Annotated in this window: 10 protein-coding genes; 3 read left to right on the top strand and 7 right to left on the bottom strand. The window is 74.6% G+C overall.

Annotated features, from left to right (window positions below):
• Window positions 1-62: 62 nt before the first annotated feature.
• From ACIRR8_RS02795 to ACIRR8_RS02765, 7 genes are all read right to left on the bottom strand, one after another.
• Complete coding sequence (locus ACIRR8_RS02795; protein WP_404058187.1) at window positions 63-851, bottom strand: sugar phosphate isomerase/epimerase family protein; 789 nt, start codon at window positions 849-851, stop codon at window positions 63-65.
• Between the two features lie 184 nt (window positions 852-1,035).
• Entirely contained in the window at window positions 1,036-1,629 is a 594-nt protein-coding gene (locus ACIRR8_RS02790) for a GAF domain-containing protein (protein WP_404058703.1), read from the bottom strand.
• Complete coding sequence (locus ACIRR8_RS02785; protein ID WP_404058185.1) at window positions 1,613-2,521, bottom strand: S8 family peptidase; 909 nt, start codon at window positions 2,519-2,521, stop codon at window positions 1,613-1,615. The genes ACIRR8_RS02790 and ACIRR8_RS02785 overlap by 17 nt, the downstream gene beginning before the upstream one ends.
• 3 nt (window positions 2,522-2,524) lie before the next feature.
• Window positions 2,525-5,689 (bottom strand): adenylate/guanylate cyclase domain-containing protein, encoded by a 3,165-nt coding sequence (locus tag ACIRR8_RS02780; protein WP_404058183.1) that lies wholly within the window; start codon window positions 5,687-5,689, stop codon window positions 2,525-2,527.
• 167 nt (window positions 5,690-5,856) lie between these two features.
• Window positions 5,857-6,039 carry an aroma-sacti cluster domain-containing protein gene (locus tag ACIRR8_RS02775; RefSeq protein ID WP_404058701.1) on the bottom strand — a complete coding sequence of 61 codons (183 nt, stop codon included), beginning with the start codon at window positions 6,037-6,039 and terminating at the stop codon, window positions 5,857-5,859.
• Window positions 6,040-6,086: 47 nt separating this feature from the next.
• The gene (locus ACIRR8_RS02770; RefSeq protein WP_404058181.1) at window positions 6,087-6,833 is read right to left on the bottom strand and encodes an iron-containing redox enzyme family protein; all 747 of its coding nucleotides are present in this window, start codon (window positions 6,831-6,833) and stop codon (window positions 6,087-6,089) included.
• Entirely contained in the window at window positions 6,830-7,897 is a 1,068-nt protein-coding gene (locus ACIRR8_RS02765) for a radical SAM protein (RefSeq protein WP_404058179.1), read from the bottom strand. The genes ACIRR8_RS02770 and ACIRR8_RS02765 overlap by 4 nt, the downstream gene beginning before the upstream one ends.
• A 325-nt stretch (window positions 7,898-8,222) precedes the next feature.
• Between ACIRR8_RS02765 and ACIRR8_RS02760 the strand changes: the two genes are divergently transcribed.
• The 3 genes from ACIRR8_RS02760 (at window position 8,223) to lanKC (ending at window position 12,495) form a co-directional block, all read left to right on the top strand.
• Window positions 8,223-8,384 carry a hypothetical protein gene (locus ACIRR8_RS02760; RefSeq protein ID WP_404058177.1) on the top strand — a complete coding sequence of 54 codons (162 nt, stop codon included), beginning with the start codon at window positions 8,223-8,225 and terminating at the stop codon, window positions 8,382-8,384.
• Between the two features lie 212 nt (window positions 8,385-8,596).
• Window positions 8,597-9,922, top strand: coding sequence for an MFS transporter (locus ACIRR8_RS02755; RefSeq protein WP_404058175.1), 1,326 nt, complete (start codon window positions 8,597-8,599; stop codon window positions 9,920-9,922).
• Window positions 9,923-9,933: 11 nt separating this feature from the next.
• Entirely contained in the window at window positions 9,934-12,495 is a 2,562-nt protein-coding gene (gene lanKC / locus ACIRR8_RS02750) for a class III lanthionine synthetase LanKC (RefSeq protein ID WP_404058173.1), read from the top strand.
• The last annotated feature ends 22 nt before the right edge of the window (window positions 12,496-12,517 follow it).

Raw genomic sequence — 12,517 nt, 5'->3', positions numbered from 1 at the left:
AGCAGCCAAAACCGGGCATCCGGTCTGTGGGCTATGTCACTTCACCTGCTTTGGGGCGCCTGTCACCCCTTCGGCGCCCCCAGCCGCAGCAGATGCTCCCGCCCCGCGCCGAGCAGGCCCGGAAGGTCCGCCGCGCCCGGGTACCACCGCTTCTCGTACTCCCAGCACACCCAGGTCTCCGTGGCCAGCGGCTCCAGGCAGGCGGCCAGCGGGAGGACGCCCGTGCCCAGGGGGAGCGGGGTGAGGTCGGTGGCCGAGGCGACGTCCTTCACCTGGACGTAGCCGAGGTGCGGGGCCAGTACCGCGTGGGTGGCGGCCGGGTCCTCGCCGGATCGCCAGGTGTGCAGGACGTCCCAGATGGCGCCGATCCTCGGGTGGCCGACCGTGCCCACGATCCGGGCCACGTCGGCGCCGGCGCTGTGCGTGTCATGGGTCTCCAGCAGGATGCTGACGCCCATGTCGGCGGCGGCCGGCGCGGCCGCGCCCAGGCGGCGGGCGGCCGTCGCGTCCGCGTCCGCCTCGTCCTGGTCGCCGCCGCCGGGGAAGACCCGGACGTACCGCGCGCCCAGGTCCCGTGCGAGCTTCACCAGCTCGGCCAGCTCCGTGGAGATCTCCTCGTCGTCCTCGTCGGAGGCCACCTGGACGTACCCGGCCACCGCCAGGATCTCCACCCCGGCCGCCTTGAACTCCTCGACCAAGTCCGCCCGTTCGACGGAGGAGAGGGTCAGGTGTACCGGCTCGTCGGGGTGGGCGCGCAGTTCCACGCCCTCGTAACCGTGCTCGGTGGCGAGCCGGACGACCTCGGCCACCGGCATTCCCGGCACCCCGAGCGTGGAGAAAGCGAGCTTCACGTGCGTGTCCTTCCATCGTGACCGCGCGGGACGTGTCCGGCGCCTGTCCCCGGCTCCTTCCCGAAGCCGGAGCCGCTACGCACGGCCGAGCCGGAGCCCGAGCTCGTACCCGTACCGGGCCCGGGCTCGTACGCGGTCCCGTACTCGTACCCGGTCCCGTACGTGGATCCGTACCGCAAGCGGGTCAGCCGGTGCCCCGCAGCACCTGTTCCAGGCTACCGAGCAGCCGCAGCGCGTCCGCCCGCTCCGCTCCCTCCAGCGCCCGCCCGACGGGCGCGGTCACCGGCTCCGGAGTGATCACGCGCAGCGCCGCCGCCGCCTGCCGGGCGAACATCGCCAGCAGGTCCAGCTCCCGCACGCTGCTCCGGGCCTGCGGCGAGGCGTCCAGCACCTCCAGGACGCCGAGCACGCGCGAGTCGCTGATCAGCGGGGCCGCCATCAAGGAGTTCGGGACGTACTCGGTGGACTCCGCCAGCGAGCGGTCGAAGGACGGGTCGTTCGTCAGGTCGTCCACCACCATCGGCTCGCCCGAGGTCGCCACCCAGCCCGCGATACCGCGCCCGGCCGGGAACCGGCGGCCCACCAGGAACTCCTGGCCCTCGCCGGAGACCGCCCGGAAGACCAGTTCGTCGCTCTCCTCGTCGAGCAGCAGGACCGAGCCGGCCGCCGCGCCGAAGATGGCCCGGGCCACGTCGACGATCGACTGGAGCAGCTCCTCGCGCGGTGCGTCGGCAGGAGCGGGGGCGGACAGGGGAGCGGATTCAGTTCTCGGAACCATGGTGGTCATCTCCTGTGTCTCCTGGCGCTGTCGCGGGACGCGGGCGTGAAGGGCTCGGCTCGTGGCGCACATTGGCCGCCGACAGATAGAGGGCGTTCTTGAGCTGGAAGGCCGTCATGCGCGGGTGCGCCGACAGGATGCGCGCGCAGAGCCCGGCGACGTACGGCGTGGCGAAGCTGTTGCCGGTGGTGCGGATCGTCCGTCCGCCCAGCCACGGTACGGAGACGTTCTGGCCGGGGCCGAAGAACTCCACCGGCGGCCGCGGGTTGTAGAGGTGCAGGTCCGGGTCGTCCTCCTGGTGGCTGCCGACGGAGATCACCGAGGCGAACCGCCAGGGGAAGCTCTCCACCGGCGTGTTGTGGGCCGAGGCGACGATCACCGTACGGGCGAAGTAGGCGCTGTCCGCGAGGGCGTGCAGCTCCTGCGCGAAGCGGGTACGGGTGGTCGACAGGCTCAGGTTCACCACGTCGAAGCGCTGCTCGACGGCCCAGCGCAGCCCGGCCATCAGCACGTCTCCGGTGCCGGAGAACCGTTCGCCCAGCACCCGGACGCTGTGGATCTCGCACTCCGGCGCGGTCCGGCGGATGATGCCCGCGCACGCGGTGCCGTGGCCGCAGGTGTCGCCGGTGGTCGTCGGCTCGACCGTGATCGCGCCGCTCTCCCCGTCCTTGACGACCACCCAGGACGCGGCCAGGTCGCCGACCAGCGGATGGTCCCGTTCCACGCCGGAATCCACGACGCAGACGCGTACGCCGCGACCGGTGGCGGGACCTGTGGGGCGTCCGTCCGGCGGTCCCGGATCGCCCAGCACGGGGACGTCCTCCGGGCCGCGTCCGCGCAGGCTCCAGGTCAGGCCCAGCCCCGGGGGCGTCATCTCTGCCGCGGTGCCCATCGGTCAGCTCCCTTCCCTCGTGAAACGTGTCGAACTCGCCGCACTCGTCGTGACCATGGCGGTCACCGGGCGGTCCCGGTGTGCCGTGAGGAAAGCCGCGACCCGGCGGGCCCCCGGCAGGTGCCCCTTGCCCGCGAAGTACGCCCCGGCGCTCCGGGCCGCCGCCTCCGCGGCCGCCGGGAGGTCCAGCGCGGCGAGCGTGCGGGCCCGGTCCAGCTCGGCGGATGCCTGGACGAGCGGTGAGTCGGTGAGCAGCGACGCGCGTACGGCCCGCTCGGCGTGGTGGAGCGCCTCGTCCGGACGGGCCCGGGCCGCCAGCCGGGCACGCAGCCCTTCCAGGTCGACGGCGTCCGCTCGGCTCAGCCCCGATCCGTCGCCGATGCCCGCCAGCCACCTCGCCGCCCGCTCCGCGCTCCCCGCGTCCAGCTCCAGCCGGGCCGCGTCCAGCGCCACGGCCGTCCGCATGCCCGCCGCTCCCATCCGCCGGGCCGCCGCGTCCGCCCGGTCCAGCAGTTCCAGCGCCTCCGCGTCCCGGCCGAGCAGCCCCTCCACCGTCGCCCGGAACACCGGAAGGAACACCTCCGCCTCGGCGAACCCCAGCTTCCCGGCCAGCCGTTCCGCCTCCGCCAGGCACGCGTACGCCTCGCCGGGCCGGTCCTGGAGCGCGTACAGCACGGCCAGCGGGCAGTTGAGCGTCACCCGCACCGTCGGCCGGCCCGAACCGTGGGCCGCCAGCAGGGTGCGGCAGCGCTCCACCGCCTCCGGTACCGGGACGGGCCCGCGCCAGAGCGAGATGCCGATCGCGCCCAGTGCCCCGGCCCGCTCCGGTTCGGCTCCGGCCGCCACCGCGTGCTCCAGGGCCCGCGCGTGGTCGCGCTCCGCCTCCTCGTGGCGGCCCGACTGCTGGAGCTGCTGAGCGAGGCGGAGGTGGGCGCGGGCCCGGCCGACCGCGTCTCCGGCCGCCTCGAAGACCGGCAGCACCGCGCGCGCCGTGGCGGCGGGACCGGGGCTCGCCGCCGGATCCAGCACCGCCAGTGCGAGGCGGGCGTGCGCGGACTCCACCGGTGCGGTGGGCAAGTCCCTTACCGTGCGCAGCAGTTCGGCGCCCTCCGCGACCTGGCCGAGCGCCACCCGTACCTCGCCGAGCCTCAGCACCGCGCCCGCCGCGTCCGGCCGCAGCTCCACCGCCCGCTCCAGCAGCCCGTGCGCCCAGTGCAGGTCGGAGCGGGCGGCGGCCTGCGCCCCGGCGCGGCCGAGCGCGGCGGCGGCGCGGTCCCGCAGCGACCGGGCCCGGTCGTCCAGCAGGCCGAGCTCGGTGCGGTAGCGGTAGGCGCGCTCCAGATGGCCGCCGACCGCGCCGTCGCCGGTCCGCGCCACACTCGGCAGCTCGGCCGCCCACGCGTGGCGCTCCGCCTTGGCCCGCTTGGAGAGCGAGGCGTAGGCGACCTCGTGGACCAGGCCGCTGCTGAACCGGTATGCCGACGGGTCCCCGGCCCCGGACGGCGCCGGCTCCACCAGCCGCCGCCGGGCCAGCGCGGCGAGCGCCTCGTCCACGCGGCGGAGGCCTTGGGGGTCGGTGGCGCCGGGCCGCTCCGCCGTCCGGACCGCCAGCTCCAGCCGCACCAGCTCCGCCGCCGCGAACTCCCTGCCGATCACCGCCGCCAGGTCCACCACCCCGCGCTCGGCCCGGGCCAGCGCGCCGATCCGGGCGCCGAGCAGGGCCTGGAGGGTGGGCGGCAGCTCGCCTTCCGGGACGGACGTGGTGGCGGTGGCGTCGCCGACCAGGAGCTGTTCCAGGTAGAGCGGATTGCCTTCGGAGCGGGCCAGCAGCCGTTCGTCGGCCGGTGCCGGGCGGCCGTCGAGCCGGGCAAGTCCGGCGGCGAGGCGGGCCGCCTCCGCGCGCGGGAGACCGGTGAGCTGGAGGTGGTCCCGCGCTTCCTGCGCTGCGCCGGTGACCTCCGGACGGCCCGCGCAGATCACCAGCGTGCGCCCAGGACCGCCCGCGCCCGCCAGCCGGTCCACCGTCCGGATGAGCAGCGGCGCCGCGGCGTGCCAGTCGTCGAGCACCAGGACCACCGGCCGGTCCCGGGCCGTCCGCTTCAGGACCACGGTCAGTGCGGCGCACATGTCCTCGAACGGCGCGTTCGGCGTGCCATCGTGCAGGAGGCCGCCGGAGAGCAGGGCCATCGCGTCGGCGGTCGCGTCGTCCACCGGGGAGAGGGCGGGCGGGAGCAGCGGGCGTACGGCGTCGGCGAGCGGCGCCAGCGTGCCGTGGTCCCCGTAGCTGCGGCAGCGCCCCGCCCCGTACGCGAAGGCCTCACCGCCCCGCATCAGCCACTCCCGTACCAACCGGGTCTTGCCGATGCCCGCCTCACCGGTCACCCGCAGGAGTCCGGGCCGGTCATCCCGTACGGTCGCCGCCAACGCACTTTCCAGCGAGCCCAGTTCGGTGGTGCGGCCGACGAACGGCGCGTCGAAGCGGCGCAGCAGCTCCGGGTCGTCCGCTCCCAGGGCGAGCAGCCGGTACGCCTCCACGCTCTCGCGCTTGCCCTTGAGGTGGAGCGGTCCGGTGGGCTCGGCCTGGACCGTGGGGCCGGCGGCCAGGAGGGTCTGCGGGCCGATGAGGATCTCGCCCGGGCCGGCGTTCTGCTCAAGTCGTGCGGCGATGTTGACCACTTCGCCGGAGACGAGGGCCTGCCGGGCCGTGGCGTCCGAACCGGCCACCACCTGGCCGGTGTTGACGCCGACCCTGGTGGTCAGCCGGATTCCGAGCGCGGTGTCCAGCTCCTCGTTGAGGGCGTCCAGCGCGCGGCGCATCCCGAGCGCCGCCGCCAGGGCGCGCCGGGCGTCGTCCTCCCGGACCACCGGTACGCCGAACACCGCCATGACCGCGTCCCCGATGAACTTCTCCGGAGTGCCGCCGCGCGCCACGATCTGCGCGCTCATCGCCTCGAAGTACCGCAGGGTCACCGTGCGCAGCGTCTCCGGGTCCAGCACGCCCGACAGCGCGGTCGAGCCCACCAGATCGCAGAACAGCACGGTCACCGGCTTGCGTTCGTCCTCCGGCGGCGGCTCCGGGGCCGGCGGAGGACCGGCGCACGGCGTCCCGCAGGACGAGCAGAACCGGGCCGTGGCAGGAAGCTCCTGTCGGCACGAGGGGCAGGTCATGGCGGGTCCTCAACTCTTCTGGTCCAACTCGCCTTGGGAGACGGGACGGTGGCGGTACAGCGGCTGATCCGGTCCCGGGACCGCCCGCGCCGGACCCCCGTCCTGGCGCGAGCGCTCCCGAAAGGCCGGAAGGGGCCCTAGGGTGTGTCGTCGAACTGCCGACAGGCCTAGAACAGCGCGCCGCCCGCGATCTCGCCGTGGGCCTGGACCTCGGGGCCCACCGCGTCGAGCCGGCTCTTGACGTCGAGCAGCAGGGTCAGCTCCTGTGGCGTCAACTCGCTGAGCACCAGGCGCTGTTCCTGGGTGAGCAGGTCCACCGGGAAGCCCGCTTCGTGCAACACGGCCTCCATCGGCCGCTGTTCGGGGCCGCTCGGGTTCGGTGGCGTTGGTGGTCCGGTCATCGGGTGACTCCCGTCGGTGAGGTGGGTCCGGCTCCCCGCAGCGACGGCGCCGGTGCGGAGCGCCCGAGCCGGACGAACAGCCGGGTGAGCGCGTCGAGGGAGTGCAGCGCGCCGACCGCCACGGCCGCTTCCTGGTCCCGGGTCAGCGGCAGCCGGTCCAGCAGCGCGTACAGCTCGTCCAGATGGTCCGTGTCGAGTGCCGCGTGCTCGCGTACGGTCCGCAGCGCGGCGGCCGGCAGCGCGGTCAGCCTGGCGATCCGGTCGGTCAGGCCGGGCGCCGGCGCGTACCCCTCCAGCACCGCGATGTAGCCGAGCAGGACCACCGGGTGGTGGTGCTCGATCCAGTAGTACTGAGGGCCCACCAGCGCGGCCACGTCCGGCGGCGGCTGCGGGCCGAGCGCGTCCTCGGGTTCCGCGCCCGCCGCGCGCAGATCCTCCAGCAGCCAGGCGTCGTGCCCGGCCTCCTCCAGGATGTGCTCCGCCAGATACGCGGTCAGCGGCTCGGACAGCGGATCGCCGGGCCGGTCCGCCATCCGCCGCAGCGCCAGCTCCATCAGCGGAACGGAGGCCCGGATCACGGCGTGCATGGTGCAGAGATACGTCCGGTAGCGCGGCAACAGGTCGTCGGGGCGCCACATGTGCGTGGTCGCTCCTCTGAACTCCGGCTCCAGCAGCAGGAGTTTGGTGCGCAGGCGCGTCGAAGCCTTCCCGGGGGCGGTGGTGCTCGTCCACGTGATGCTCACCGAGCGCTCCCCGCCACCAGCGGTGCGTACGCCGAGCAGCCGTGCCGCCGGACGACGCCTTCCGGCCCGCCCCGCGCACCGCGCTGCGCGGCGGCCAGGTCCAGCAGAGCACCCGCCGGACCCGCCGCCACCGCGCGCGCCCCGGCCGCCACCGCCTCGTCGCCCCCGAGCGCCCGGCACCCGTCGCAGTACGAGCCCGGGTGCGGCGCGGCGCCGGAGCGGGCCGCCAGATGCGTCGGCCCGACCGTCCGGATCATCCGCAACACCGGTGATTCCAGGGCCCGTCGGCGTACGGTTTCCCAGTCATCGGTGCCGATGTGCCCGAGGTCCAGATGGGCCGGGGCCGGGCGGCGGTCCACCGTGTCCTGGTTGCAGCAGGCCAGCACCGTACCGTCGAAGGCGACCACCGGCCAGGCGGCCATCGAGCACGGCGCCGCCGCCGACGGGTCCGGGCCGGTCCGCGCGGGCCGCGCCCACGAGGCGGCCCGGCCGAACGGCCGCACCTCGTTGACCAGCGACGGCACCCGGCCACCGAACTCCTTGTCGATGGCGCGCGTGATGTCGGCCAGATACGGGTCGTCCGCACCGGTCCCGGTGAGGTGGAAGCTGACGGAGACGCCCGAGTCGCGGATGCGGTGCAGCGCCCGGAACACGTCCGCGCGCGCCACCTCCCGCTCATGGTGGACGTCCAGGCTCGCGGAGAAGTGGTCGACCTGCGCGATCGCCCGCAGGATCGCGGGCGGGATCTCCTTCGAGCGGGCGAAGAACATCCCGCTCAGCACCGCCGTACGCGATCCGGCGCGGCGCGCCAGGAAGCTCAGCTCGCCGGCGAGCGTCGGCAGGAGCAGCGGCTCGCCGCCCGTCAGCATGACCACGTCCGGACGGTTCTCGGCGGTGAACGAGCCAACAAAACGCAGCAGTTGAGCGGCGTCCGGCTCCTCGCGCACGGTCAGGTCCGATCCGGTGGAGCAGTGCCAGCACCGCAGGGGGCAGCGGCGGGTGAGGCCGAGCAGCAGACCGGCGGCCGGGAAGGGCCGGAGTCCGACGAGTTCGGCGAGTTCCATACGGGCCGCCTCCTTCGGTGGCTGGGGCGCGGCCGGAGCTTCAGGGGCCGGTGCGCACCCGCACAGCCTGTGCCGTACCGGTTCACCGGCGGTCTGCCACCGCCTCGGAACCGGTATGTCCGCAGGTGAGCGAGGTCCGCAGCCCTCCCGGAGCCCTGCCGCGGCGGCCGTCCGGCCGTGCCGTCCTGGCCCCATACCGGACCCATACCGGCGCCGAACCGTCCCGCAGGCGGCCACTCCTAGCTTTCTCGGCAACGGCAGGTACCGGGCCGCGGCACACGCCACGGAGGCCGGGCCGGCTCACGACGAGTGGACGGAGACCACCATGTCCGAGAACACCAAGCCCGCGGCCGACGACAACAACGAGGCCGAGACCCCCGAGGTCGAGGCGCACTCCGTGCTGGACCTCCAGGAGACGCCGGGTGTCGTCGACCGCGAGATCGTGCCCGGCAACTGCGTCAGCACCGTGAGCCTCGTCCTGGGCTGACCTGCCGGACCACCGGGTCGTGCGCCATGACCGGCCGGGCCTTGTGCCCCGCCGCCGTGGCGCCCGGCCGGAGCCGGGGCGGCCTCCGAGTACCACGGAGGCCGCCCCGCCCGTCGTGTGCCCCCGCGCAGGAAGGGACCCGCGCAGGAAGGGACCCGCGCAGGAAGAGACCCGCGCGGAAGAGCTCGCGCAGGAAGAGACAGGAGACCTTGATGGCAACGCCGCTCCGCTCCAACCGGGACTTCCGGCTGCTCTGGCTGAGTGGCCTCTTCGCCGTTCTGGGCAGCCAGATGGGCGCCCTCGCCCTGCCGCTGCTGATCCTGAAGACGACCGGCTCCGCCGTGCAGGCCGGTGCCGTCGGCACGGTCTCCGTCTGCGCGCTGCTGGTGACGATGCTGCCGGGCGGGGTCATGGCCGACCGGGTCGAGCGCCGCCGGCTGATGCGGCTGTGCGACGCGGGGAGTCTGGCCGCGATCACCGCTCTGACCGTCGCGGTTTGGTACGGGCACGCCCCCATGGTGCTCGTCCTGCTGGTCGCGACCTCGGGCGCCGTCCTGAGCAGCGTCTACGCTCCCGCCGCCTTCGGCCTGATACGCGCGGTCGTGCCACCGGACCAGATGGGCACGGCCACCGCACGGCTCCAGGCCCGTACCGCCACGGTCAAGATGGCCGGCCCGCTGGTCGGCGGCGCGCTCTTCGGCATCCATGAGGCGCTGCCTTTCGCGGCCCAGTTCCTCGGGCTGCTGCTCTCCACCATCTGCATCGCGCTCGTCCGCACCCGCTCCGAGGCCAGGACCCGGGCCGGCTCGGTCCTCAGCCGCCGGGAACTCACCGCAGGCCTCACCTTCCTCTGGCAACTGCCTTACCTCCGTACGGTGTTGCTCGTCTTCGGCCTCGGCATGAACTTCGCGTTCGGCGCGCTCACCTTCACCGCGCTCGCCGTTTTCTCCGACAACGGGACCTCCGGTCTCGGCAGCGGCTTCGTCATCACCTGTGTCTCGGCCGGATCGCTCGCCGGTGCGCTGCTCGCCCCCCGGATCTCCCCGGACCGCCATGCCCGCGCCCTCATCATCGCCACCTGCTGGAGCTGTGTCCTGACGGCCGGCGCGCTGTCCTGGCTGAGCAGCGCGCTGCTCGCCGGAGTGCTCTGCGCGCTCTGCATGTGCCTCTCCATGACCGCCAGCATCGGCTTCCTCTCGACGCTGCTGATCGTCACTCCGGAGGACCGGATCGGACGGGTGCAGAGCGCGGCGGGCTTCCTGTCGTCGGTCGTCCAGCCGTTCGGGCCGCTCGCGGGCGGCGCGCTGCTCACGCTGCTCGGCACCCGCTCCGCCTTCGGCATCATCGGCGGTGTGCTGGCCGTCTCGGCGGTCATCGTGACCCTCGCGCCGTCCGTCCGGTCCGGAGCGGCCGTACCGGAGCAGGAGCCGGACGCCCCCTTCGAGCCGGACGTGCCCTTCGAGCCGGCCGTTCCCGAAGGGGCCCGGCCCGCCCCCGCCCGAACCGCCCACGACGCCGCCGGTCCCGGCGCACTCTGAGGAGGCCCACCGTGTCCGTCTCCGGTATCCAGCAGACCCAGCTCCACTGCCTCGCCGACCCCGTCTACTACGAGACCCCGGCCCGCCTCCCGGACGCGAGGACGCGCTACCCGCTCGACTCCGCTTTGCCGCCCGACGGCTGGCGCCGGGTCCGCGGCGGCCTGTGGACCTCGCTGCTCCCGGAAGGCCGCGAACTCGCCGAGCAGGGCTGGAAGATCCACGTCTCCACCGTCCCGGAGGAGGCCGAGGCGACCCTGCGCGACACCGCCCGGATCTGCCACGCGCACGACGTGCCGTTCAAGTTCCTCCGCAGCGAGCAGGCGCTGCTGCTGATGTCCGACAAGTACATGGCCCGCTCCGGCGCGGGCAAGTTCCTCACGCTCTACCCGCCGGACGAGACCGTCTTCCTGCGGGTGGTGGACGAGCTGGCCGAGGCCCTCGCCGGCCGCCGCGGCCCGTACATCCTCAGCGATCTGCGGATCGGCGACGCGCCCGTCTACGTACGGTACGGAGCCTTCGTCGCCCGCTGGTGCCTGGACGCCGACGGCGAGCGGGTGCACGCGCTGCGGCATCCGTCGGGCGAGCTGGTGCCCGACGAGCGCGGTGTGGTGTTCCGGGTGCCGCCGTGGGTCACCGTCCCGGAGGCGCTGCGTCCGCATCTCGCCGCGCGGGCGGCCGCCGGAGACAGCACCTTCCCCTACGCCGTCACGGAGTCGCTCCAGTTCTCCAACGCGGGCGGCATCTACCGGGCCCGGCACCGCGGGACCGGCCGGCAGGTGGTGCTCCGCGAGGCCCGGCCGCACTGCGGTCTTGACGCGGTGGGCCACGACGCGGTGACCCGGCTGCACCGCGAGCACCGGGCGCTGACCGTGCTGGCCGGGCTCGACTGCGTACCGGAGGTGTACGGCGTACGAAGCGTCTGGGAGCACCACTTCCTGATCGAGGAGCACATCGAGGGAGCCACGCTCCTGGAGGAGATCGTCGCCCGCTTCGCCCTCCTCCACGGCTCGGGCACGGACGCCGAACTCGCCACGTACGTCGCCTGGGTGGACTCCGTGACCGAGCGGCTCACGCAGGCGCTGGCGGCGATCCACGCGCGCGGTCTGCGCTTCGGCGACCTCCACCCGTCCAACGTCGTCATCCGGCCCGACGGCCGCCTGGTCCTCGTCGACTTCGAGTACGCCACCGCGCTCGACGACCGGGACACCCCGGTGGCGGGCGCGCCGGGTCTCCAGGCGCCGACCGGGACTCCGGGCGCCGAGGCCGACGCGTACGCGCTCTGGGCGACCTGGCTCTCCATGCTGATGCCGCTCATGGAAATGGCCGGGCACGACCGGACCAAGGCGCTGACCCTGGAGCGGTGGGCCCGCCGCAGGTACGGCCTGGCGGCCGACGCGGGCCCGCCGCGTCCCGCCGCGCTGCGGGCGGCGGAGAGCCGCCTCGGCGGTGAGAGCGAGGTCGCCGCGCTGCTGGAGGGTCCGGAGCCCGACTGGGCGGAGCTGCGGACGCGGCTGCTCGCGGGCATCCGCGCCGGAGCGACTCCGGAGCGCACCGACCGCCTCTTCCCCGGCGACCCGCAGGCCTTCACGACCGGAGGGGCCGACGTGGCTCACGGCGCGGCCGGAGTCCTGTACGCGCTGCACCGCGTCGGCGCGCCGGTGGACCCCGCCTGGACCGAGTGGCTCGCCTCCGCCGCCGGGCGCCGCGACCCGGGCGCACCGGGTGGCCTGTACGACGGACTGCCGGGCACGGCGGTCGTGCTCTCGCTGCTGGGCCGGCCGGAGGAGGGCCGCGAACTCTTCGAGCGGGCCGCCGCCGCGCCGCCGTCCGCCTCGGCCGACCTGCTGACCGGCCGCGCGGGCCTCGCGCTCGCCGCGTTGCGGCTGGCCGGGCCCGACGCGAAGGACCAGGACCTGCTGGAGCTGGCCGTACGGACCGCCGGCGACCTGGACCGCCTGGTGCGTGGCGACTCCGTACCGGGCCTGGCCGCACCCGCATCGGCCGGGCTGCTGCGCGGGCTGAGCGGTGCGGCCCTGCTCCACCTCGAACTGCACGCCCTCACCGGCGAGGAACGGTTCCTGCGGGCCGCCGGCCGGGCCCTGGAGCGGGAGGCCGGGCACTGTGTGACGATGCCGGGCGGCACGGTCCAGGTGAAGGACGGGCGGCGCCACTTCCTCTACCTGGACCAGGGCAGCGGCGGCGTCGCGCTGGTGGCCCAGGCGTATCTGGCGCGCGGAGCCGCACCGGAACTCGCCGCTCTGCTGCCCGGTGTACGGCAGGGCTGCGTCCTCGAATTCGTCCGCGAGCCGGGCCTGTTCACCGGCCGCGCGGGACTCGTGGCCACGGCGGGCCAGCTGTCGCCGAGGAGCCGCAGGGAACCCGACGTCCTGGCCTCCGTACGGAATCTCTCCTGGCACCTGATCGCCCAGGAGGACCGGCTGCTGGTCCCGGGATCACGGCTGCGCCGCTGCTCGGCCGACCTGGCGACGGGAGCGGCGGGACTGCTGCTCGCCCTGCACTTCCTGTCGGAGGCCCCCGGCCCCGGCCTGCTGGAGCTGCTCACCCTGGGCTGACCCGGCCCCCCTCGCGCTCGCG

It is taken from the genome of Streptomyces sp. NPDC101178, from assembly GCF_044767965.1.
In the GTDB taxonomy this organism is placed as follows: Bacteria; Actinomycetota; Actinomycetes; order Streptomycetales; family Streptomycetaceae; genus Streptomyces.
This window is presented reverse-complemented; position numbering and strand designations above follow the sequence as displayed.

Bases quoted from the DNA above. Each gene is read 5' to 3' on its own strand.
- ACIRR8_RS02775 (WP_404058701.1), bottom strand. From the start codon at position 6,039: ATGGAGGCCGTGTTGCACGAAGCGGGCTTCCCGGTGGACCTGCTCACC.
- ACIRR8_RS02755 (WP_404058175.1), top strand. From the start codon at position 8,597: ATGGCAACGCCGCTCCGCTCCAACCGGGACTTCCGGCTGCTCTGGCTG.
- ACIRR8_RS02785 (WP_404058185.1), bottom strand. From the start codon at position 2,521: ATGGGCACCGCGGCAGAGATGACGCCCCCGGGGCTGGGCCTGACCTGG.
- ACIRR8_RS02760 (WP_404058177.1), top strand. From the start codon at position 8,223: ATGTCCGAGAACACCAAGCCCGCGGCCGACGACAACAACGAGGCCGAG.
- ACIRR8_RS02765 (WP_404058179.1), bottom strand. From the start codon at position 7,897: ATGGAACTCGCCGAACTCGTCGGACTCCGGCCCTTCCCGGCCGCCGGT.
- ACIRR8_RS02780 (WP_404058183.1), bottom strand. From the start codon at position 5,689: ATGACCTGCCCCTCGTGCCGACAGGAGCTTCCTGCCACGGCCCGGTTC.
- ACIRR8_RS02790 (WP_404058703.1), bottom strand. From the start codon at position 1,629: ATGGTTCCGAGAACTGAATCCGCTCCCCTGTCCGCCCCCGCTCCTGCC.